Below are 23,745 nucleotides of genomic sequence, written 5' to 3'. Positions count from 1 at the left end.
ATAACCTCGTTATGGTCCGGCTCATCATTATCGGAAATTCCCAACCCTCCAGCCCAGTGTAATAATTTTTCTACTGCGCTGATCGAATTGAGCCTCCCTTTCGCAAGCGACTTATAAGTAAGCAGTGGACATCTTATGAGCAAAATTATCTCTGTAGCAGAAACACTCTCTGACCCACATACCAAGGTAAGTAGCACCTCTGACAACACAGATTCAACATTGGATTACCAAAACCCAAACTACCGATACTTTGTGCTGGGTGTATTGACCTTTGTCTATGTACTGAGTTTTGTCGACAGACAGATTCTCAATATCCTTGGCGAATACATTATCCAAGACCTGCAACTGTCTGACGGTCAGTTTGGCGCCCTGTCGGGAATAGCCTTTGCTGCGATATACGTGATTGCCGGCATACCCGTTGCTCGCTTGGCCGACATTGGTGTTCGCCGCAATGTGGTTGCCATTTCCCTCGCCGTATGGAGTGTAATGACAGCCTTGTGCGGTGCTGCGCAAAACTTTTGGCAACTGTTCCTGGCCAGAGCAGGCGTCGGGATTGGGGAGTCAGGCGGCAGCCCTCCTTCCCATTCCATGATCTCGGATATTTTTCCTGCCAACCAACGGGCAACCGCTCTATCCATTTACTCTCTCGGCGTCTACGGCGGTGTACTGATAGGTTATCTGGCAGGAGGTTATCTCGGTGCGATGTTCAGTTGGCGAGTCGCCTTTGTAGTTGTAGGTCTGCCCGGTGTATTGATCGCCATATTCTTAAGACTGGCGGTAAAAGAACCCCCAAGGGGATTTTCGGAAAATCAACAAAAGCCCCACAAAGACACATCAGTACCGCCGTTTAAAAAGGTACTGGCGTTATTGTGGAGCCGATCTTCTTTTAAACACCTTGCATTGGGCTGCGCTCTGCACGCCTTTGTCACCTATGGACTGGGTAACTTTATGCCTGTTTTCCTGGGCCGAGTACACCAGATGCCCATTGAACAAATCGGGCTATGGTTGGGCTTGTGTTCTGGCCTTGGTGGTTTAGCAGGAACATTTGCTGGCGGCTACCTATCGGACAAACTGGCAAATCGCAGCGGTGATCTACGCTGGCACTTGTGGGTACCACTCTATTCAACGGTAGCGGCTATGCCCTTCTATTTAGCAACCTTCCTGTTTATTGATAATGGACTCCACGCAGCCATGTCCTGGTTCCTGCCCGCATTTATTGGCGGTATGTACCTGGGGCCCTGTTTATCGATGACTCATGGATTAGTGGGCCTCAGAATGCGGGCCGTCTCTTCTGCGATCCTGTTTTTTGTAATCAATCTTATCGGCTTGGGCTTGGGCCCCTTTATCACCGGGCTAACCAGCGACTTCCTTAAACCACTCTACGGCGATGAATCCATCCGTTATGCACTGGCGTGTATGGTGGTAGTCAACGCCTGGTGTGCAGTGCATTACCACCTTGCAAGTAAAACGCTCAGAAGCGATTTAGCCAACGCCCCGCAATAACACTGAGAACCAATGACATGACAGACAGCAGCACTCAATTTCTGGGCACCTGGAAACTCGTTAACTGGCACTGCACAGCAGATAACGGCAAGCAGTGGTATCCCTATGGTGAGGATGCCTCCGGATACATTATTTACACACCACAAGGTATTGTATCGGCAACACTCATGAAACAGGAACGCGGCGCCATCGATCTAACCCGCCGGGAGATCGGTTTATTAAGAAAATCACTGGAAGACATGAATGGCGACATTAACGGCGCGGACGAAGAAACGCTAAGCCGGATAGAAAAATACGCCGTAGCCTCTACAGGTTATACCGCCTACTGTGGCTCCTTTCACGTTTCAGGAAGCACTGTCACTCACCATATTGAGAACAGCCTGTACCCTGACTGGATCGGCACAGATCTGGTAAGGCATTTTGAATTTTTTGATAACCGTCTACTACTGACCGCGCGCGTAGGTCAGCTTACCGACAAACTTTTATGGGAAAGAGGATAATAACGGTGAAATATTTAACTATTGTGATCATCTCGCTAGGTCTGCTAGCTGTTGGCGGTCCTTTTTACCTGGGTCAGCAATATCTGTCTTATTCACCACTTTCCTTGTAATAAATCACCCACGACTTCCATCTGTAAAGTCACTATACTCTATGAAATAAATACAGAAATTTTATCTTCATTCGGGGTAAAGCATGACGACTGATTACACACTCTACGGCGCTGAACTTTCTCTCTACAGCGGCAAAGCCAGAGCGTATCTTCGATTCAAGAACCTAAAATGGAAGGAAGAAATTAATCAAGACATCTACCGCAAGATTATTATTCCCCGTGTAGGCGCACCTATCATACCGGTTTTACACACGGCTGATGACGTCATTGTGCAGGACACTACAGATATTATTGATTTCCTGGAAGCCAAGCACCCGGAGGTTTCGGTTTACCCCAGTACCCCAAAACAAAAGCTGGTCGCGTTGATGATGGAGCACTATGCCGAAGAATGGCTGGTAATGCCGGCCATGCACTACCGCTGGAGCTATCTCGACGAACACTATGACTTTATCATGAGTGAGTTTGGCGGCATTGCCCTGGCTGACGGAAGCATGGAAGAGAGGATCGCCATCGGCGAAAAGTCCTCTGCCGCCTTCAAAGGTATGCTACCCGCATTGGGTGTAAGCGATACGACAGCCAAAGCCATAGAAGCTAATTATTTAACCTTACTGGAAAGGCTCAATGCGCACTTTTCACAATATGACTATCTCCTGGGATCCCGCCCCAGCATTGGTGATTTTGGCTTAATAGGCCCACTCTACGCACACTTGGCACGAGACCCCTACCCCAAAGCCATCATGCAAGAAAAAGCTCCGGCGGTTTACGCCTGGGTTGAGCGGATGAATAACCCCAAACCACTCTCAGGTGAATTTCTTGCCAACGATGAAATTCCTGAAACCCTGTTACCGGTTTTATCCACCTTGTGTGAAGAGCAGCTGCCTGAAGTCCTCAGTGTCATTAAACACAACAGCCAATGGCTTGAGCAAAATCCCGGCGGCAATCTTCCTCGTCATCTTGGTTCGCACCCATTTAAAATCAATGGTGTGGAAAGTGAGCGAGTCATTCACACGTATAGCCAATGGTTGTTTCAGCGTCCGTTATTCCACTACCAACAGTTAGCGGCTGAAGAAAAACAAGCTTGTAGCGATCTGCTAAAAGCTGTTGGTGGCTATGAAGCGTTTCAGATTGAGATTAGCCATCCAGTAAAACGTAAGGCTGGTCAGCTGGAACTTGTTGAGGATGTCGATTCATAACAACGAATCTTGCAAGACAGTGCCAATATCACCGACTCCGCCTTAAAACCTAAGCAACCAGGTTTTGCGGAGTTCGGCACGCCTTCGGGATCATCTTTTTGTAATAGCTTTCTGCAACAAGTTTAATCTTTTGTTTGGCAGTAGGCATAGCTTCAATCCCTTCCCAAATCAAATGCAGTAAACGATTAAACTGGAAATCCACTTCGTGATGCATCACTTGCAGCTTCAGTAACTCCAGGCCGTCGCATTCTCCCTCCTTTTCACCCTCTTCCTGTAACCACTCGGTAAATTCAGTTTGAAAAATTCCTGCCCGAATCATCGTCACCGATAGCTGATCATACATGCTCATTATCGAATTCTTGATACGTTCATCGATATGATCAACAAGTTTGGAAACCAATAAGGTGATTTTATCAAATTGAGACTTAAGCCTCTCCTGAGACTCGATCAACTCCTGTACTGGGGGCAGTTCTTTTAAAGCGGGAATAGGATTATTAACCCGGCTTAGGGCACTAACAGCAGCCTGGTTCACCTTCTCAAAGTGCAACCCCTGATTTAACCGCATAGCCGTTACGGTTAATTCCTTCGACAGACCTTCAACGGCTTTGTAGCGGGTATAGTAGGCAATCATCAGATCACACAAGGCTATAACCTGCCCTGCAACCGCTAACTGATCTGCGCACTTGCGCTTGGGATAACCCGTACCCAATGCAGTTTCATGATGCTCCAGTACCGCTCGACTCACCGCTGAAGGTAAATTAGGCACCATATCGAGGAAATGTTTACCGATAACCGGATGGGCCTCCATGACCCGTCGCTCTTCTGGAGTGTAGCGGCCTTTTTTATTACAGACTTCCGGTGGAATATGTAACATGCCCACATCATGCATTAAGCCGGCAAGAAAAATAGTTACCGCATCCTCCTCAGGTAATTGCATTTCCTTCGCGATAATCACTCCGGCAGAAGCACTGAACAGTGCGTGATAATAGCGGTGCGTCATTTGCCGAGCCATAACGGTTAACTTCTGACGCAGCAAGGGATATTTATTGTATTGCTGACAACAAAACGCCAGAATCTTCTGTACATCGTCCTGGGCAATTAACGCATGCAACCCGGGTACTGAAGAAGAGAACTTGTTCAGGTATGCGAGCAAGGTTTTATCATCAAGACTGTCGGCGACATCGACGCTCTGCTCTAAGGGTTTCACCAGTTTGTGCTTGGCAATTACCTCTACTTTGCTTTCAGCAAGCACAGTACCGCTAGCGATGACTAGAGCGCCCTGCTCGTTGTAAATATCTTCTGAGACAACAACCTGATTGTGTTTATTAACTTCCGCTAAATGACGAGCATAACTCGTATCAAGATCTTCCATTCATGTTTCCCTAAGACTCTATGCTTTGTTTTTGTCCGTTACAGGAATTATGGAGGAAATTTACACGACAAGTTCACAAAATTTAACCGATATGGCACCTAAAGCTAGATTAAATATTTCTAGAAATTAGAAGAGTCCAAACTAAACTGAATCCGATTCAAGAAAGCGTCAATACTATGACAGCGAGGCGGTTTTACCAAAGCTATTGCGAAACACTTATAACCAATTACTAAGCTTTTAGGATTCTTATAACCCGCCACCGTTGTTAACACAGATGTTTCAACGAAGAATTTTTCTACATCCGTTTCTTAGTCTTAGCCGTAGCAATGGCTTCCAAAGGATTGTCCGGCCAGGGATGCTTGGGATACCGCCCTTTCATCTCCTTCTTCACATCTTCATAACTACCTCTCCAAAAGCCCGCTAAATCCTGCGTAACCTGTAGCGGCCGCTGCGCGGGCGATAATAGATGTACCATGAGCGCAATGCGGCCATTGGCAATGGTAGGCGTCTCTTGGCAGCCAAACATTTCTTGCAGTTTTACTGCTAATACTGGCGGGTTTTGGGTGTAGTCGATTGTGATGTTAGATCCTGAAGGCACCGGGTAGCGCAACGGAGCCTGTTCATCCAACGTTTGTGGTAACGGCCAGGGCAAACGGGCTGCAAGGATATTTTTTAAGTCTAGAGACGAAAAATCTTTCAGATGATTTACCTGATCCAGATAAGGAGCCAACCAATCTTCGATACTCGCCAGCAACCCATCTTCCGACATATCAGGCCAATCGGTCGCGCTATCTGCGGCACGCAACAATTCGATGCGGGCACACCACTGACGTAAGTCATCACTCCAACGTAAGAGTGATAAACCACGTTGACGTACAACCTCTAACAAAGCAACCTGTTTGGTTTGTGGATCCAAATCGGTTAGCGGTTCACGCTCTAACACTAACGCACCGATGCAGCGCTGTTTTTCTGCCAGTAATTTATCCTGCTGTTTACTCCACTCTACCTGAGTGCGTTGCTCGACCATCTCGGCCAGTTGGTGCTCAAATAAATTCTGATCCAAGGCTACCGCCAGGAAAATACGATCAACCGATTGGCCTTTGCGGCCACCCAAATTGGCTACCACTAACCATCGATGCTTTTGTAAACCATCGGTATCGGTAAAACTTGCTGAACGACCGTTACTTAATTTGTAATCCGTACCGCCATCGCGGCGACTGTGGGCGATACGATCTGGATAAGCGCAGGCCAATAAAAACCCTGGCCAGCATTCATCACTCGGATTATCGACCACCTGCTCGGTATCTACATCTCGCAGTAAACGGTGAAATTGTTTAGCCTGTTGTTTGATGCGCTGCAGCAGCACCTTCTGGCCACGGTCAGCTTGGCGCTCGCCATGTAGTAACTGCAAGCGCAACTGTATATCCGCTGGGCCTTGGTAGATTAAATCCCGCTCGGCCAGTAACGCCGCCAAATCACAGGCTAAACCTCCCAGCCCGTAGCGCTGGCCCATCAATATCATATGCGCCAAACGTGGGTGAGTAGGCAGACTCGCCATGGCTTCACCGTGGGCGGTTAACTGCTTGCCCTCAACCGCTTTGAGTTTCACCAATAGATCTAATGCCTGCTGATAAGGGGCTTTGGCCGGAACATCCAACCACTGCAAGTCGGCCGGGTTATCTACGCCCCAGCGTAATAACTGCAAAGCCAGCGGTGCTAAATCGGCCTGCTCAATTTCCGGCGGCGTAAATGCTCGCAATTCATCCTGCTGGCTTTGGCTCCACAAGCGATAACAACTGCCCGGCTCCAAACGCCCTGCTCGCCCCATGCGCTGGGTGGCTGAAGCTTTGGATAAACGCTGAGTATGTAAACGCGTCATACCGGCATTGGGATCAAAGGCCGGCAGACGTGACAAACCGCTATCAATCACCACCCGCACACCATCAATGGTTAAACTGGTTTCGGCAATACTGGTAGCTAAGACAATTTTGCGCTTACCGGTAGGCGCAGGAGCAATCGCGCGGCGCTGCTCAGCAAGTTTTAAATCACCAAATAAAGGCGTTAGTAGCAGGTCATCACGGCCGTTATAGATTTCTTGTAAACGCTGGTGTGCCTGACGAATCTCCCCCTGCCCCGGTAAAAATACCAGGATACTGCCAGTTTCATCCGCTACAGCCTGTTGTACTGTGCGAACTACTCGATCAACGATACGCTCGCCGTATTGATAAGGTTCGCCGTAATGTAGCGTAACCAAGTGCATGCGCCCTTCACTGCTGATCACCGGCGCTTGGTCACCATTAGCGTCAGCCAACAATTCACTGATTTGCGCACCATCGAGAGTGGCCGACATCACCAATAATTTCAGTGGTTGATCGCGCAGATCACCAAACAACTCACGCCCTTGCAGCGTCAGCGCCAGTCCCAAATCCGCATCTAAACTACGCTCGTGGAATTCATCAAATATCAGCAAGCCAATACCATCAAGCGAAGGGTCATCCTGCAACATGCGGGTCAGAATACCTTCGGTCACCACCTCAATTTGGGTGTGTTCACTGACACAGGTATCCAAACGTACGCGGTAACCTACTCGCTGGCCTACCGGCTCGCCCAATAACTCTGCCATACGTTCAGCCGCCGCACGGGCCGCCAACCGCCTGGGCTCCAACATCAGGATTTTTTGATCGCCCAACCAGTCTTGTTCCAGCATCGCCAGCGGCACACAGGTGGTTTTACCGGCGCCGGGCGGTGCTTCCAAGACGGTTTCATCGTGATCCTGCAATGCGTCGGTCAACGCAGGCAGCACATCAAAAATAGGAAGTAGTTTTTCAAAATTCATAGATTACGTTAATCAGAAGATCTTACTGCTGCCGGGCCCTGACCAAACCATCGTTTAAAAGCCCGGGAGAAATTGCTGGTATCGCTATATCCCAATACACCCGCAGCCTGTTCGATACTCAGCTGCTCTTGTTTGAGTAATTTCAAGCTCCAATCCTGACACCGCTCTTCCTTTAACTGTCGAAAAGACGTTTTCTCTGCCAACAATTGTTTTCTTAAATAGGATTCACTGATTCCGAGTTTACTCGACACTTCAGCAGAGGTAGGCAAGGCTGCGTATGACGCAACCCCCTGTTGGTTTCTCAAAATGGCGCTGTCGATATAGCCATTAACAGCATCCACAATGTTCAGCCGTTCATAGGTATATTTCGTCATTGAGTACTGCTTGCGGCATTCCTGTATCGAAAGTTCCCAAATTTCTCGGTTATACAAGGGAGATGGGAGATCGCAGTACTGACTCGGAATCGTCATAAAAAAGGATGACTGATTAAATAAAAGCTCGCCGCCCAAATACTCCTGAAGCAGTTGAATATAATCCGGTTGAGCATCCATAAAACCGAATTTGAGCTGATCCAAATTACCAAAGGTAACCGCAAAAACCTGCTTTATCAGCGATGAAAACGCGAATTCCGCCACACCTGCACCCATGTCAGAAAAATCTATTGCCGGGGTAAAACTGATGGTTAAGGTCTGCTCGTTTTCTTCCAACTGGTAGTCATAAATGGAACCAACCAGCACACCATAGTCCACCAGCAAACCCAGACTATGACGCAAGGTAGGCGCACTTGAAACGGCATACCCAAAAAAGCCAAACTCTAGCAAGTTAAAACGCATGCCCAAGTCGATACCCCACGACGGCTTTTCACGCAAGCGGGCGTATTCTCGAAACAAGCCCAGTAACGCATCAGGGCCTACATCACCACGTTTTATCTCTTCAATGAGCGCAGAGGGCATTGCAGGCTGAATCTGCAGGAAATAGTCAGCCATCATCGCGACAAAAGAGTCTGTACTGTCCATACCGATACCAGTAGCAAAAATGACATTATTTGGAAGCCCTCCGGCCATGTCAACCTGAACAACCAATCCCATACAATAAATATGGAATTAGTCAGAACACGCTATTTATCGGGGAAGATTATGCCGTTATCACTGAGTAGCCGAATTAAATTCAACCGTCGTACCTTCCTCAAAGGTATGAGCGCCTCTACTGCCAGCGCGGGCTTACCGCTGTTTCACCTGACCCAGAATACAGAAGCCGCTACAGGTAACTTTCCACCTAGTGACAAACTGGAATCCTGGCAGGACCTCTACAAAGCCCGCTGGAGTTGGGATTCCATCACCCGCGGCTCTCACGGCTGGATGAACTGTCGCAGCGCCTGTAACTGGGATCTGTATGTAAAAGACGGCATCGTGGTTCGAGAGGAACAATCGGCCAACTACGAACAAGCCGAACCCAATGTGCCGGACTTAAATCCACGGGGTTGCCAAAAAGGCGGCTGTTATACCGAGGTGATGTATGGCCCTACCCGTATTACCACCCCACTAAAACGTGCTGGTAAAAGAGGTGAAGGCAAATGGCAAAAGATCACCTGGCAACAAGCAATTGATGAAATTGCTGAGAAGTACGTTGATATCGCCATCAAACACGGCTCCGCCTCCATCAATCATGAACCCGGTACCTACTTCGATTACGGCGCCACCTTTGCGTCATTAATCCGCTTCGCCACGTTATTTGGCAGCAGCGCGCCGGACACCTACGCCGAGGTTGGCGATCTGAATATGGGAGCCACACTGACTCTGGGTATGCCGCTTATTGGAGGTTCATCGGATGAATGGTTCCTTTCCGACTACCTGGTAGTTTGGATGATGAACCCCGCCGTTACCCAAATGCCAGATACCCACTTCCTGTATGAAGCGAAATACAACGGCGCCGACCTTGTGGTTATCGACCCGGTACACAGTGCAACGGCTATTCGGGCCGATAAATGGCTCCCTATTAAGCCCGGCACCGATGCTGCACTGGGTTTGGCCACGGCCCGCCATATTTGGGCAACCGATAAAATTGACCTGCCCTACCTGCAGGAACAGACTGACTTCCCGCTTCTGATCAGAACCGATACCGGGCGTTTCCTGCGTGAAAAAGACCTGATCAAAGGTGGTAAGAAAAACCTCTACTACGTCTGGGATCTCAATCAGGAAAAAGCCATCCCAGCGTCCGGCTGTGAAGGCAACGAAGATGACTACAACCTCGGTTTAAACGGCACCAATCCGGCTATTGAAGGTTTCTTTGAAGTTAGGTCTGAAGATGGCGAATTAATCCCTGTCATGCCGGTAGGCGCGACCATTAAAGAACAGCTGGATGAATGGACCTTCGAAAAAGCGGCCAACGCCACAGGTATGAGCCTGGAGTTGATCCGGGATTTTGCCGTTGGTTTTGCCAATGCCAAACGCCCGATGATTCTATCCAGTTACGGCTCCAACCGTTACCTGCATTCAGATTTAATGAACAGAACCAAACTACTGTGCCTGTCCCTGAAAGGCTGTATAGGCAATGAAAAAGGCGCAGGTTTTTCGTCTATCGGCTTCCATGGCATGGAAGGATATGAAGAGTTCATCACCAATCCCGGTACCGGCATGCTCGGGCAAATGAAAATGATGGCAAAGCTCGCAGGCAACGCTGAAGTCTTTTCTACCATGGTCGATCAGCTGGTGGGCAAAAAGAGCAAGCTGCAAGCTCGCCACAAACTCTTTAGACAGGCACACCCGTTAATCACGCCTAACTTCACTGACATGACCAGTCAGAACTATCACTACCAGGGCATTAAAGAAGACATCGCCACTGAAATGGACGATCTTTACCCCAGAAAGTTTGATGACTATGTCACGGAGTCCATCGAAAAAGACTGGATGCCCGTGAGCCCCAGAAGCGGGAAGATTCGAGCTCGAATTATGTTCGGCAGCAACCTTCTACGCCGCAATAATATGACCGCCAAGCTTATTGCCGAGCAATGGAATGATCTTGAATTAACTGTCGATATGAATTTCAAGATGAGCTACACCAGCATGCACTGTGACTACGTGCTGCCTGTGGCCGGATACTACGAAAAACCCGGTATCAAATTCCCGGTATCCTTTGCACCTTACTTACAATACTGCGATGTGGCCGTAAAACCTTTAGGGGAAAGTAAAGACGAATGGGAGATTCACTGGTTATTGTCCGAAGCTATACAGAGGATTGCCAAAGAAAGGGATCTCGCCCCACTCGAAAATGTCAACGGTGACGAAAACGACCTTAAGACCCTCTGCGATCGCTTTAGCCTGGATAATAAATACGGCCCCCACGACGCCGAGAAAATTACCGAAGACATCATCGTCAACAGCCATTCCTGTGAAGACATGGATATCGAGGCGGTGAAAAAAGAAGGCATCCAGAAATTTAAAAGTGTGGGCGCACCGGGTTGGGTTAACCATATCTATAACTCCGACTGGGACGGCGTAGGTGTATTGCAACCCCTGACGGATTTCATACGCCATAAAACACCCTGGCCGACACTGCACGGACGCCAGCAATACTATATTGACCACCCCTGGTTTATCGAAGCCGGTGAAGCTGTACCTACCCACAAGGAAAGCCCAGAGGCTGGCGGCAGTTACGAATACCAAATGATTTCCTGTCACTCCCGCTGGAGTGTACACAGTACATGGCGAGACACACCGTTACTGCTGCGTATGCAGCGCGGTGAGCCCGTAATGTATCTCAATCCAAGCGATGCCAAACTGTATAACCTGGAAGACAACGATTGGGGCGTGTTCTTTAACCGTTATGGTGAGTTCCGTATGCGCGTCAAACTCTCAACCATGATTCGCCCGAAAGTTGTTTTTTACTTCCACGCCTGGGAACCCAGCCAATTCCCGGATCACAACAGCTTTAAGAATATTATTCCTGGTCTGATCAACCCCTTGCACTTTGCCGGTGATGGCGGTGAAGGCCAAATGGTTCTTTCGGCCGCGCACTACTCCCCCGGAAGCCACGTACAGGATACCCGCGTGGGGATTAGAAAGTGGCAAGGCGAGAAATTGAAAACCGCTGAAGACCTCATCAAAGAGCAAAAGCGCAACTCAACTGACAAGCAACGGATATCACTATGAGTGCAGAAATAACCCGCAACGGCGTTACTCGCCAAGTCGCTATGGTGCTTGATCTTAACAAGTGCCTGGGCTGCCACACATGTTCCGTGGCCTGCAAAAAGCTTTGGAACAAGGATGAAGGTACCGACTACACCTACTGGAATAATGTTGAAACCCGCTCAGCAGGCAATGGCGCTGGCTACCCCAAAATGTGGGAAGAGATCGGCGGCAGAACCGAAACCGGTGATGTCAAACGCGGCAAAATCCCAAGCCTGGATAACGGCTATGGTCGAGCATGGTCATTCAATCACGGCGATGTTATCGCCACCGATGCCACCACCGGTGAAAAAACCTGGCTAAAACCCAACGAAGATCCTTCATGGGGCCCTAACTGGGATGAAGATGAAGGCTCAGGCACTTACCCTGAAGACAATCACTATTTTTATCTACCCCGGTTATGTAATCACTGTACGCATCCGGCCTGCCTGGATGCCTGCCCTCGTGGCTCAATTTATAAACGAGATGAAGACGGCATTGTGTTGGTCAATCAGGATCGCTGCCACGGCTATCGCTTCTGCGTGGAGGCCTGCCCCTACAAAAAAGTCTACTTCGATCGTCAACGACAAGTGGCGGCCAAATGTATTTTCTGTTTCCCTCGCGTGGAAGAAGGCACCGCGCCGGCCTGCGCCCGTCAATGCCCAGGGCGCCTACGCTTTGTTGGCTATCTGGATGACGAGGAAGGCCCTATCTGGAAGCTAGTTCACAAATGGAAGGTCGCCATCCCTCTACACCCTGAATACGGACTGGGACCTAATGTGTTCTACATCCCACCGGTAAGCCCCAATCAATTGGATAGCGAAGGCCGCCCTACTGATATTCCTCGTATACCCATGGCGTATCTGAAGCAGCTGTTTGGTGAAGAGGCTGAGCGCGCGGTCGACATCGTCAAACAAGAACGTGAAAAGAAAAAACAAGGTTTGGAGAGCGAACTGATGGATATCCTTATCGCCTACAACTGGAACGATAACTTCAAGTTAGATGAACAAACCCGAGAGGTGATCTAATGCAGGAAAACGTTACCCTAATGGCAGCCCCTACCGCCTATCAGCCTGGCGGATACGTGCCCAAAGCCTATGCAGATGCCGTTACGCCTACAACGCCTAGTGCCGTTGTCACTAGCGATAGCATCGCGAATGGCTTTCTGATTAGCATCGCCTGGCAATGCCCCAACCCTGTAAAAAACATCAGTGATGAAGTGGATACATTCATCGATGCGGCCGCTATTTTAGTGCCCACCACAGAATACTCCCAGATAATGACCATGGGCGATACAACCAATCCTGTTGAAGGAGCCCTCTGGCGTGCAGATAAAGACACGATCACCCTGGTCAACGCCGAAGGCCTGGGCTCTATGCAACGTTTACCGGCACCGCCACAATGGGGAGTCACCGCCAACTGGCAACAGGATATGTGGGTGGTCACCTTTGAGCTCACAGGTTGGAAGTCCCTTAACCACTTTAAAAAAATCGCCATCGCTATTTGGTTAGGTGAACGCGCAGAACGCGGAGGCCTAAAGTCGATAACGCCCACCTGGGTCAATCTGGCATAAGGTAATGACGATGACCATTCCAGCCATGTCAATGAATAACAGCGACGACAACAGTTTGATACTGCTTGCCTGGGCTCAGTTATGGAGCCCCAGTATCAACGCAGAACAATTCGAGTGCTGTTGGCGCGCTTTGCATGTCAGTGATTACCACGCGGACTTGGAAATTGACTTCAATCGTCATTTTCACGTCGGCCTGCCCGCGCCTACCGTACCGCTGTATTTGAGTGCATCCCTCAATAAATCCGCTGACGGCCTACGGGAAATACTGATGCGTGCGATGTCACATTTGCACCTGAAATATCATGAAAAGATTCTTCCTGCAGATCATTTGTCTATTGTCATAGAAATCACAGCACAGGCCTATGCATCACAAGAAGACTTTATTTTACGCACACTGGTCAACGACTACTTAATTCCTTGGGTAAACATTGCCAAACAACGTATCACCCTCTTGACGCCGGATCTGTATGCCGCTCTTTTGGCATTTGAAGAAACCCTTAAAGCGCTGATCGAAGTTACACATACCGAATAATCTATAGATATCACTTACCTTAATAGTTTCTCACAAACACTCCCTGTAATGACCAGATGACTATCGGAAAAGACCAATCGCGGTAGCAGTCTGACAATATCAAGCTCCCTATTGATACCGATAAACTTTTGAAGGGTTAGTTCCTAACCCTGATGAAAATTACAAGATTAAATAATTTTTTGTGAGAGACCGCGATGTTAAAGAAATCACTGCCGGTTGCCATTAGCGTAGCCACCTTATTGCCCTCATTACCCGTAATAGCCAACGACGCTTCCTTTACCCTGGAAGAAATTGTCGTTACCGCGCAGAAGCGTGAACAAAGCCTGCAGGACGTGCCTGTAGCGGTTACCGCCTATGATTCCCAGGCCATGAAAGCCCAAGGCATTGACGATGCGGTAGACCTTAATACCGCCAGCCCCAGTGTTAATTTTAATACCGCGCAAAACAAGGTTTCCAACAGCCCGGTACGTATCCGTGGCATCGGCACCAACGGCACCAATGCGGCATTTGAAGGTGCAGTGGGCCTGTATATGGATGGTGTATATCGCAGCCGATCCGGCATGGTATTGGCCACCTTTAACGATATCAGCAGCGTAGAAATTCTACGTGGCCCACAGGGAACTCTGTTTGGTAAAAACACCAGTGCCGGCGCCATGATTTTAAGTTCCACCAAACCCAGCCAAGATTTTGAAGCGGGTGGTGAAGTAACGCTAGGTAACTACGACAAACAAAAAGCCTCTTTCTATGTTAACGGTGCAGTTACTGACACACTTGCCATGCGTGCCAGTATTATCAGTGACAAGCGTGATGGTTTTATTGATAACCCTGTCACGGGCAAAGATCAGCTCAATACCGATATCTATTCGGCCAAGGTTCAAGCCCTGTGGCAGCCCAGCGACGAACTGGAAGTTCGAGTGATTGCCGATTACAGCAAAAGTGATGAAACCTGCTGTTACGGTATGGAAACCCGCGTGGATGCTCCTGACCCAAGCAACCCGTTTGATGCTTTCTATACCGCCTTAAGCAATGCCCGTGGTCTGCCCTATTACACAGCCGATCAATTCGATCGTGACAACTATAACAACCAGGACGGCTCTGATGAGTCTACCGATAAGGGCATCAGCGTTGATGTAACCTATGACATCAACGAGCGCTTAACCCTCAAATCCATTACTTCCTACCGTGAATACAGTAACGACCAAACCCAAGGTGATGCCGATTTTGGTCCTGTGGATTTGCTAAAGGACTACCAGCAACTGTATGACTTCGAGACCCTGTCACAGGAATTCAATCTAACAGGTGATTTTGAACTGGGTGATACGCCGGTTGAATATGTTGTGGGGGCTTTCTACTCCAAAGAAGACTTGGATCACATCTATAAGCTATCTTCTGGCGCCGATATGGGAGCAAACTTTGATTTAATTTTCAATGACGGTTCTGGCAGTCCTGTCGACGGTTTATTTACCCCCGCCGAGCTGGCCAATCCAGATGCAGGTCCTTTTGTTGCCTCTAACTTTGAGCATGAAGATGAAGTCTGGGCTGCTTATGGTCACTTTACCTTTAGCCTGACAGAGCAAGTTAACCTGGTTACCGGACTGCGTTATTCTGAAGAAGAAAAAACCTTAAAACATACCAACCTGATGGGCGATGCCAATACCTATTTCGATAACCTGCGCCAAAACAACGCTGGCTGGTTACTGCTAGGCGCATCAACCGGTTCACCTGATTTCGAAAATACCATCAGCGATGAAGAGTGGACCTATACCGCGAGTGTGCAGTACTTCCCAATGGAAGATCTACAACTCTACGCTACCTACTCCAAAGGCTTTAAAGCCGGTGGTATTTCCCTAAACCCGGACGCGGCAGGCCAACTGATTGATGCAACCACCTATCTCACCTGGTTAGCATTGCCAGCCGTACCATTGCAGTTATCTGGCAAAGTGGATTCCAGCTATGATCCTGAATATGTTGATGCCTACGAAGTGGGTTTAAAAACCGGTTTCCATGATGGACGCGGTCGACTGAATATGGCGCTATTCTATTCTGACTATGAAGACATTCAGGTAACTACTTTTGTCGGCACCTCGTTTGTAACAGACAACGCAGATACCGCCAAATCTCAGGGCATTGAACTGGAACTGGATTATGCCGTTACTGAAAATCTGAGAGCTGACTTGTCGGTTACCTACCTGGACGATACCTCCTACGGTAGCTCTGAATTAATCCCTCACCTGGAAGGACGAGATCAAGCCTTTGCCCCGGAGTTCGCTGGCGCACTTAACATCAGCTACAGCAATGAGATTTCCAGCACGCTGGAAGGCTATATGAACCTCAACGTTTCCTATATGGGTGAACACTATATCTCCAACGACATTGAGGAAACCGAAGAGTACACACTGGTTGGCAGTACCTTTGGGGTAAGAACCTTAGATGGTGTATGGGATCTGTCTCTGTTCTGCCGTAATTGCTTCGATACCGAGTTCTACACCAACGGTAATACGGCGCCACTGCAATGGCATGCACCGGAAATGGCTAACCAGGGACCGCCACGTACCTATGGCGTAACCGTTTCAGCCAACTTCTAAACTTCAGTTTAACAAGCTCTTCCTCCCTTCAGGCCACCTTGCGTGGCCTTTTTTAGATTAAAAGCTAGGACTTTAATAACAGGCTAATACTCATCGCCAAACATACAATAATGGTTACGGGCTTAATCAGGGCCGTTCCCTTGGCCATCACCATTTTAGCCCCCAGACGAGCTCCGACAAACTGCCCCACAGCCATAGCCGCAGCGACGACCCACACCACGTGGCCACTCACGGCAAACACAGCAAAGGAGACGATATTACTGGTGAAGTTCATCACCTTGGCATGGGCTGTGGCATTTACCAGATGCATGCCTAACAGGGAGACAAATGCCAGGGCAAAGAAGGTGCCTGTACCCGGCCCAAAGAAACCATCGTAGAAACCCACAGTAAAGGCGGCGGTAACGGCAAACAGACGATCGCTGATGCGCCGTTGCCGGGCCTCTTCACCGAGTTTTTTACTTAACAGGGTATGGACGGCAATGCCGATTAACAGCACCGGCATAATATCTTCCAGAATACGGGTATCGATTAACTGTACACTCCAGGTACCCAGGGCCGAGCCCAGCAGCACCAAGGCAATCATCTCCCACACCTCGGGCAGCTTCACCATACCGCGACGAACGAAATATACCGTTGCCGAAAAACTGCCAAAGCAGGCCTGGGCCTTATTGGTCGCCAGAGCCTGCAGAGGGTTAAGCCCGGCCATCATCAAGGCGGGTATGGTCAGCAACCCACCACCGCCAGCAATGGCATCAATAAAACCCGCTACCAGAGCGATAATTGCCAGCAGGCCTAACCATTCTGGGGAAATCAGCTCCAAGTTAAATCCTCTACTTACGTAGCTCTATTAAAAACAGCCATTTTACGTGTTTTTGCCACCTGAAAGCACCGCAGAAGTTAATAAAATCAAGGGCTTGTAGCTGTGGTACAATTTCCTTTTTTGCAGTCGGTAGAACCATGTTGCAGCCGTTTTGGGCAATACTTATCTTACTGCTTAGCCAGCTTGTGCTACCCAGCTATAGCAGCGCTACTCCAGTCAGTCCTGCTACTAGCGCTTCCACAACACTTAAGCTGACCTCCCTAAAGTGGCCAGGTTTGGCCGACCCTGCCCTGCCCCATATGGGCTATATCCCCCACGTGGTGTCTACTGCGGTAGAGCGTGCAGGCTTTACCCCCGAGTTAAGTATCGTCCCCTGGGCGCGAGCGGTGGGCAATGTCAAAGCCGGCCAGGCCGATGGCTTTATATCGGTATTTATGATCTGGGAACCCGACTTCCCCACCGTGCGCATTGAGCCGTTTTATATGGCCAATATTCACTTTGCCAAGCACAAAGACAGCAGCCTGTATTTTGACAAACTGGAAGACCTCAACAACCTGTCTATTGCCCAGCTGCGCGGCAGCTGGTACGACAGCGGATTTGAAAGCGCCGAACACATCAACAAAGTGTACGTTACCAACCTGATGACTGGCCTGCGCATGGTCGCCCGTAAACGGGTTGATTTGTTTATAGAACCCGAGCATCCGCTGTTATATGCCATTAGCCAACTGCCGCCCAAAGAGCGTATGCAGCTGACTATACTGCCGAACCCGCTAACTAAACATGCATTGGGCGTAAGACTGGGGCCGCATATGGTGGAAGATCGCGAAACGGTTGAGCGACTGAATAAGGCTTTTGCAGAGATTAAAGCTGATGGGACATTGCAACGGCTGATCGAGGAACATCAGTTACGTGGTACGATAGAAATACCTTAGTCGCTGACAACCTATAAGTGCTAGTATCAATAACACACGGAAAGGAGCAAGGTAATTATGGCCGTACAACTGATCCCGATTATTAAAGCCGCAGCCCCTTATATCGCACAAATTGCCACGGTAGCTATACCCGCATTCACAGCCAAGAAAGAAGCCGACAATGCTGATACAGCGGCAAAAGACGCTATGGTTGCCAAGCAGATTGAAGAGCTTCAGGCGGCGGCATCGCAAAATGCGCAATCGATTCAATTACTTGCCGAGAATTTGCAGAAGGCGATAGAAAATATTGATACGGCGGCCAGTGAGGCAGAAAAGAAGATTTCCCTGTATCAGCGTCTTATTGCTTTATCCTTTGGTATGTCAGCCATATCTTTGGCGTTATGTGGCTACTTGCTATTACGCTAAAGCACTTAATGGATTTAATGCTCAGACCGTAAAGGAAGGTTATATTTTTCTACTACAGCCTGAATTTTACCCTCTTCATGTAGCTGCAGTATTCGCTCATCAATAAAACGCGAAAGTGTTATTGCCTCTTCACGACCAAAAGCGACTTCAGAAAGAACCAAGTACGTCTGCATAACAGATACCGGGAAGGCTTTTTCAACACCTATATTATCAGGATAGTTCATCATCAAGGCCGTTAGTTCGGATGCCGATAGCAAGGCGAAATCTACACGTTGGGCCAATAAGGCTTTAAACAGGCTTTCGGTTTTATTGAACAGTTCAAATTGTAATTCCAACGCAATATGCTCATTCATAGCATCAAACATAAACTTGGGGTGACGCGTGCTACCTAAGCGGTAACTTAGCAAGTCGGATTTATCGTCAATATACTGTTTATTAGTGGATAGTTTATAAAGATTAACATCGAAGGTAAGCAAGGGCTCATTGCCAACAACCAAGCCTTCCGGCCAATTCATTTTCTCTTTTAGCCCCACGCCAACGGGTAACGTTGTCATGTGTAATTCACCTACCTGCATTTGGTGAATCAAGCGCCGACGCGGGTTAATACTATATTCCAACGGTTTGTTCAAAGGAGCGAATACAGCACCGATCAGTTCCGGAAATATACCTTTAGGTGGTGATGTCTCGCTATAATATGCTGGCGATAGGCCCGTACGCAGCCCTACCTGTACGGGCTGATCTGCCAGCAGCTCTAAAGAGAAGAATAGTATGACTACAGGTAAAAGCCTTGCCATTAGCTCACAGCACGCTCTTAGGATTAGGGTACATTAAGTCTATTACATTCGCGGCTATATTCAATGCACCACAGTTTTACAGGGACGATCAGTCAATATCGTTGAGGTATAACCATTCATATAGCTTAGGCACCAGCTCATCACGCCTGATAGGCTTGGTGAGCACATCGTTCATACCGGCTTGTAAGTGATGGTCGGTTTCCGAGTCGATCACATTGGCTGTCACTCCAATGATTGGCACCTTGTGATAGTGATCTAACTGCTGGCGTATCTGCCGCGTTGCTTCAAAGCCATCCATCACTGGCATATGCCAATCCATTAACACCATATCGAAATCGGTTGTTTGGCAGGCAGCCAGGGCCTCTTGACCGTTAGCGACCACGGTTACCTGGGCACCGTGTTTAAGTAATAGTTTTTTCAGGATTATCTGATTGACGCTGTTGTCTTCTACAATCAGGAAGTGTCCATGCAGTTGCTGATCGGCAATATCTTCTTTGATTTCAGGTTGCCCCAGGGCAATGGCGCAGTTAACGGTGAACACACTGCCCTGCCCGATCTGGCTACTCATACTGATCTCGCCATCCATTAAATCAACAATACTTTTACTGATGGCCAGCCCCAGTCCAGTACCTTCGTACTGCTTGGTTTTACTGTCGTCTACCTGGCTGAAGGGTTTAAAGAGTTTGTCGAAGTGCTCCTCTTTAATTCCAATACCCGTGTCTTGCACCTGTATTTCTATATGTGCCTGGGCGCTATCACTATCAATGACACGCACCTGTAAGTTAACACCACCCTGCTCGGTAAATTTAACGGCGTTACCAACCAGGTTAAGCAGTACTTGCTTGATGCGCTGGCCATCGGCAAACAGGTAACGCGGCACCTGTGGTTCCAGTGTCAGGGTGAACTCAATATTCTTATTCTGTGCCTGAGGTAAAAGTAAGCGGTATACCGAATCGATAGCCTGGTGAAAGTCGAAAGAGTCTGGCTCCAGGGTCAGTTTGCCCACACCGATTTTGGCGTACTCTAAAATGTCCTGCGTTAAATGGGTTAGGGCATCGGCCGACTGGCTGATCAGTGCGGCAAGCTCGAGGGTTTCCTCGGGGTTATTACTGTTTAAAATGAGATTGGCAGCACCCGCGATACCGTTTAGCGGTGTGCGCATTTCATGGCTCATATTCGCCAGGAAGTTGGTTTTTACCCGGTTGGCTTCTTCGGCGGCCTTGGCGGCCTCCTGGTATTGAATCTGTGAACGCTTTAGCTCGGTAATATTTCGGGAGATGCCGTAGATATAGCGGATATTGCCTTCGTCATCTCGAATAGGATTGAGCATGGTACTCCACCAGCGGATCTCTTCACTGGTAAAGGCTTCCTCTTCTTCGTACTGAATGGATCGCTGCTCTTGCAGGCAACGTCGATAATTACGGGTGACAAAATCGTAGAAGTCCGGCTCGATCATATCGCGCAGATTGGTGCCTTCTACTTCACTGTTGGTTAGGTTCAGTACCCGCTCCTGCGCCGGATTAATCCCTACAAAGCGAAAGTCTTCCCCACACACTTCCAGGATAAAAAAATTATCCGGGCTGTTTTGCCATATACCGCTAAACAGGTGGTTGGTTAAGGGAAGGTCTTTCTGAAAGCTCATTGAACGGTTCCTGGTCGGTTTGCTGCCCTAATAAAACGCCCGGCGCACAAAGACACACCGGGCGTAGAGCGATTTAGTTCAGCTCTTCGATCGGGGTGTAACCTGAAATAGTGATCTTATCTTCAGGGAAAGCAGCAAGAATTTCATCAATATTCTGCTGGAACAGAGCTACCGTAGAGCTGTTGCGCATTTTCTCCGAAATCGCAAAACCCCACACGGTGTACTGATCACCTTTGGCGATACCAGCCGTGGAAACCGGTAACCCAGTGTCACCACTACCAGAGCTTTGCATCAGACTGATCCCATCGGGGCCCATTGCCAACGGTTGTTTAGTTGTCGGATTCCAGGCCAGCAGGCTTTCGTTCTTGTAGTAAACCCACAGCTCGTCGCTGCCATTGCTCAGTACAATTTTGCCCACATCAAAACCGCCGGAAGTACGGTTATCGATATCAGTAATGGTGCCGTTCATCCACTGATAGTTTTGCGTACCGATAATCGCCAAACACTCTGACAGCACCGATGGGCTGACTTGTGACAGAATCAATTGCCCGACAAACCAGCTCAGGCCGACAGAGCCTTGAATTAACTTGTTTTGGTTAGCCGGAATATCAGAGTTCAGCTGGGCGCCATCAATCGGGTAACAGGCCAACCCCCCTACCTGATCGTAACCAGGGCCGGAAACCACCACACGGCTCTGATCTTCCAGCTCCGTTGCCGACAGATCAAAAAACATCTGTGACAAATACTGCCCACCGGACCAGGCACATTTGTGATTACTGGTTTGAGTATCAGAGGCAACCGCTGCCGGGCAGATAGCCTCACCGGCCACATCAAGCAGGGTTTCATTTAACTGAGGTACCGCCCGGCCGGAAGGATCGGCGTTAATCACGGGTACGCTGTTACCCAGTTTAAAGGCGATATAGAAAGGAATTAACGTGTTCACCGCCCCCAGCTCGATGGGCATGATGTACTCAATATCCTTGCCCTGACTTTTCATGTAGCTGGAAATAGTCTGATAAACATTCACCGGGGCAGTAAAGCCTCTACCCTCAGCCACGGCATCGGGGGAGCCCATATCCGCCAGGATAACGGCCATTTTACCTGCGGCTAATTGGTTCGGATTAATGTACTTAACCGGGCCGGTGATCTCTTTTAGAAACTGCTCGGCCATGCTGATGGGGCCACCACCACCGGAGGCAAAAAAGCAGGCGCCGTAGACGACATTTTTAAGATCTTGCGGGCTGAGTTCGAAGGTTAGCTCACTGTCACAACTTGAGCCGAAATTTTCCAGGGTTTGAAATTGTTTCAGAGCATCGACGTGCTCGAGGGGTTTATCCATAACTATACATCCTGATACAGCAGTTGATCCATGGGAAGACAGAAGTCGTTAGAGGCTTCTCAGCAGCACTTTATACCAAAGCATAAAAGCAGAGCAATACGTAGGCATTTCGCCCGGGGATGCTGTAATTCAAGATGCAATAATCGTGTGAGACATATCCTACAAGCGTAGGATATATCTCACTTAGCCTTATCTAACTTAGCTTGATCTGCCCAAGTTAGATAAAGGCCAAGAAATGAAAAAAGAAATCAGGTCAGCTTAGGAGATAATACTCCGACCAATAATCAGCTTCATAATCTCGCTGGTACCACCGTAGATACGCTGTACACGTGCATCGGCGTAGGCACGGGCAATGGGGTATTCCCACATAAAGCCGTAACCACCGTGTAACTGCAGACACTGGTCGAGGACTTTGCCTTGCAGCTCCGTGGACAGCAGTTTGGCTTTTGCTGCGGTTACCGGGTCCAGTTTGCCCTGTACGTGCAGCTCCAGACAGCGGTCGATAAACACACGGCAAGCGGTGATTTCGGTATCCATTTCCGCCAGTTTAAACTGGGTGTTTTGGAAACCGGCCACGGTTTTACCAAACGCGTTACGCTCTTTCACATACTCGGTAGTGTATTCGAGTGCAGACTCACAGCTGGCAATGGCCACCAGGGCAATCTGCAAACGCTCCTGTGGCAGTTCCTGCATCAGGTAGATAAAGCCCATACCCTCTTCACCCAGCAGCGCATCTTTAGACACACGCACATCGTTAAAGAACAGCTCGGAGGTGTCCTGCGCTTTCATGCCCAGCTTGTCGAGGTTGGTGCCCTTCTCAAAACCTGGGGTGCCCGCTTCAATCAGGAACAAACTGGTACCGGCGGCACCTTTTTCTGGATCAGTTTTAGCCACCAGTACAACCACATCAGCGTGTTGGCCATTGGTGATAAAGGTTTTCGAACCGTTGATCACATAATCATCACCATCGCGTACGGCGGAGGTTTTAATGCCCTGCAGGTCAGAGCCGGCACCAGGCTCAGTCATGGCAATAGCGGTAACAATCTCGCCACTGATACAGGCTGGGATGTACTTCTGCTTTTGCTCTTCGCTACCGAAGTTTAAGATATAAGGTACCGCAATATCGCTGTGCAGCGGCCAACCTGGGCCGTTACAACCAGAACGGGCCAGCTCTTCAGAGATAATAGCGTTATAGCGGTAATCCACCCCCACACCACCGTATTCTTCCGGCGCAGTAGGCACCAAAAAGCCCTGCTCACCGGCCTTTTGCCACAGGCCGCGGTCTACCTGGCCGTCCTTTTCCCACTGCTCGTGGTAAGGGGTGACTTCGGTTTCGATAAATTTACGCACACTTTCACGAAATAGCTCGTGCTCGGCGTCATAGACTGTTCTTGGGATCATAGCTAGGTCTCTCTCTAGATGGGTATGGCATAAAGCAGATTCTGC

At 49.0% G+C, this 23,745-nt stretch carries 18 protein-coding genes; 10 read left to right on the top strand and 8 right to left on the bottom strand.

The window, feature by feature from the left end:
• Nucleotides 1-135: 135 nt before the first annotated feature.
• From ACGHZ6_RS09200 to ACGHZ6_RS09190, 3 genes are all read left to right on the top strand, one after another.
• Nucleotides 136-1,503 carry a spinster family MFS transporter gene (locus ACGHZ6_RS09200; RefSeq protein ID WP_390618544.1) on the top strand — a complete coding sequence of 456 codons (1,368 nt, stop codon included), beginning with the start codon at nt 136-138 and terminating at the stop codon, nt 1,501-1,503.
• Nucleotides 1,504-1,520: 17 nt separating this feature from the next.
• A complete protein-coding gene (locus ACGHZ6_RS09195; protein ID WP_390618543.1) occupies nt 1,521-2,003 on the top strand; it encodes a lipocalin-like domain-containing protein in 483 nt (160 codons plus the stop codon).
• A 193-nt stretch (nt 2,004-2,196) separates the two neighbouring features.
• Complete coding sequence (locus tag ACGHZ6_RS09190) at nt 2,197-3,306, top strand: glutathione S-transferase family protein (RefSeq protein WP_390618542.1); 1,110 nt, start codon at nt 2,197-2,199, stop codon at nt 3,304-3,306.
• Between the two features lie 49 nt (nt 3,307-3,355).
• On the opposite strand, the gene ACGHZ6_RS09185 is transcribed toward ACGHZ6_RS09190, so the two are convergent.
• The 3 genes from ACGHZ6_RS09185 to ACGHZ6_RS09175 all read right to left on the bottom strand — a co-directional run bounded on the left by ACGHZ6_RS09185 (nt 3,356) and on the right by ACGHZ6_RS09175 (nt 8,530).
• A complete protein-coding gene (locus ACGHZ6_RS09185; RefSeq protein WP_390618541.1) occupies nt 3,356-4,678 on the bottom strand; it encodes an HD-GYP domain-containing protein in 1,323 nt (440 codons plus the stop codon).
• A gap of 295 nt (nt 4,679-4,973) precedes the next feature.
• Entirely contained in the window at nt 4,974-7,514 is a 2,541-nt protein-coding gene (hrpB, locus tag ACGHZ6_RS09180; protein WP_390618540.1) for an ATP-dependent helicase HrpB, read from the bottom strand.
• An 8-nt stretch (nt 7,515-7,522) separates the two neighbouring features.
• Nucleotides 7,523-8,530, bottom strand: a complete 1,008-nt coding sequence (locus tag ACGHZ6_RS09175) for an AraC family transcriptional regulator ligand-binding domain-containing protein (protein ID WP_390618539.1) — start codon at nt 8,528-8,530, stop codon at nt 7,523-7,525.
• A 120-nt stretch (nt 8,531-8,650) separates the two neighbouring features.
• Here ACGHZ6_RS09175 and ACGHZ6_RS09170 point away from each other — a divergent pair, with 120 nt between their 5' ends.
• The 5 genes from ACGHZ6_RS09170 to ACGHZ6_RS09150 all read left to right on the top strand — a co-directional run bounded on the left by ACGHZ6_RS09170 (nt 8,651) and on the right by ACGHZ6_RS09150 (nt 16,367).
• Nucleotides 8,651-11,662, top strand: a complete 3,012-nt coding sequence (locus tag ACGHZ6_RS09170; RefSeq protein ID WP_390618538.1) for a molybdopterin-dependent oxidoreductase — start codon at nt 8,651-8,653, stop codon at nt 11,660-11,662.
• Nucleotides 11,659-12,705: a 4Fe-4S dicluster domain-containing protein gene (locus ACGHZ6_RS09165; protein ID WP_390618537.1), complete on the top strand. Its 1,047-nt coding sequence runs from the start codon at nt 11,659-11,661 to the stop codon at nt 12,703-12,705. Before ACGHZ6_RS09170 ends, ACGHZ6_RS09165 begins: the two co-directional genes overlap by 4 nt.
• Entirely contained in the window at nt 12,705-13,250 is a 546-nt protein-coding gene (locus ACGHZ6_RS09160; protein WP_390618536.1) for a hypothetical protein, read from the top strand. Before ACGHZ6_RS09165 ends, ACGHZ6_RS09160 begins: the two co-directional genes overlap by 1 nt.
• A gap of 10 nt (nt 13,251-13,260) precedes the next feature.
• On the top strand, nt 13,261-13,782 hold the full coding sequence (locus ACGHZ6_RS09155; protein ID WP_390618535.1) for a molecular chaperone TorD family protein: 522 nt from the start codon (nt 13,261-13,263) through the stop codon (nt 13,780-13,782).
• Between the two features lie 194 nt (nt 13,783-13,976).
• Nucleotides 13,977-16,367, top strand: a complete 2,391-nt coding sequence (locus ACGHZ6_RS09150) for a TonB-dependent receptor (protein ID WP_390618534.1) — start codon at nt 13,977-13,979, stop codon at nt 16,365-16,367.
• Between the two features lie 64 nt (nt 16,368-16,431).
• Here ACGHZ6_RS09150 and ACGHZ6_RS09145 read toward each other — a convergent pair whose 3' ends face one another.
• Entirely contained in the window at nt 16,432-17,187 is a 756-nt protein-coding gene (locus ACGHZ6_RS09145; protein WP_390618533.1) for a TSUP family transporter, read from the bottom strand.
• 275 nt (nt 17,188-17,462) lie between these two features.
• Between ACGHZ6_RS09145 and ACGHZ6_RS09140 the strand changes: the two genes are divergently transcribed.
• Nucleotides 17,463-18,119 carry a substrate-binding periplasmic protein gene (locus ACGHZ6_RS09140; RefSeq protein WP_390618532.1) on the top strand — a complete coding sequence of 219 codons (657 nt, stop codon included), beginning with the start codon at nt 17,463-17,465 and terminating at the stop codon, nt 18,117-18,119.
• A gap of 57 nt (nt 18,120-18,176) precedes the next feature.
• Nucleotides 18,177-18,524, top strand: a complete 348-nt coding sequence (locus tag ACGHZ6_RS09135; protein WP_390618531.1) for a hypothetical protein — start codon at nt 18,177-18,179, stop codon at nt 18,522-18,524.
• Between the two features lie 14 nt (nt 18,525-18,538).
• Here the strand turns inward: ACGHZ6_RS09135 and ACGHZ6_RS09130 are convergent, their stop codons facing one another.
• The 4 genes from ACGHZ6_RS09130 to ACGHZ6_RS09115 all read right to left on the bottom strand — a co-directional run bounded on the left by ACGHZ6_RS09130 (nt 18,539) and on the right by ACGHZ6_RS09115 (nt 23,700).
• Nucleotides 18,539-19,318 carry a substrate-binding periplasmic protein gene (locus ACGHZ6_RS09130; protein WP_390618530.1) on the bottom strand — a complete coding sequence of 260 codons (780 nt, stop codon included), beginning with the start codon at nt 19,316-19,318 and terminating at the stop codon, nt 18,539-18,541.
• A gap of 88 nt (nt 19,319-19,406) precedes the next feature.
• Nucleotides 19,407-20,960 carry an ATP-binding protein gene (locus tag ACGHZ6_RS09125; RefSeq protein ID WP_390618529.1) on the bottom strand — a complete coding sequence of 518 codons (1,554 nt, stop codon included), beginning with the start codon at nt 20,958-20,960 and terminating at the stop codon, nt 19,407-19,409.
• A gap of 73 nt (nt 20,961-21,033) precedes the next feature.
• Entirely contained in the window at nt 21,034-22,299 is a 1,266-nt protein-coding gene (locus ACGHZ6_RS09120) for a DUF917 domain-containing protein (RefSeq protein ID WP_390618528.1), read from the bottom strand.
• A gap of 258 nt (nt 22,300-22,557) precedes the next feature.
• Complete coding sequence (locus ACGHZ6_RS09115) at nt 22,558-23,700, bottom strand: acyl-CoA dehydrogenase family protein (protein WP_390618527.1); 1,143 nt, start codon at nt 23,698-23,700, stop codon at nt 22,558-22,560.
• Nucleotides 23,701-23,745 lie beyond the last annotated feature (45 nt).

Source organism: Maricurvus nonylphenolicus (assembly GCF_042854845.1).
Lineage (GTDB): Bacteria > Pseudomonadota > Gammaproteobacteria > Pseudomonadales > Cellvibrionaceae > Maricurvus > Maricurvus nonylphenolicus.
Note: the sequence above shows the minus strand (reverse complement) of the source record. Positions and strands in the feature narration are given on the sequence as shown.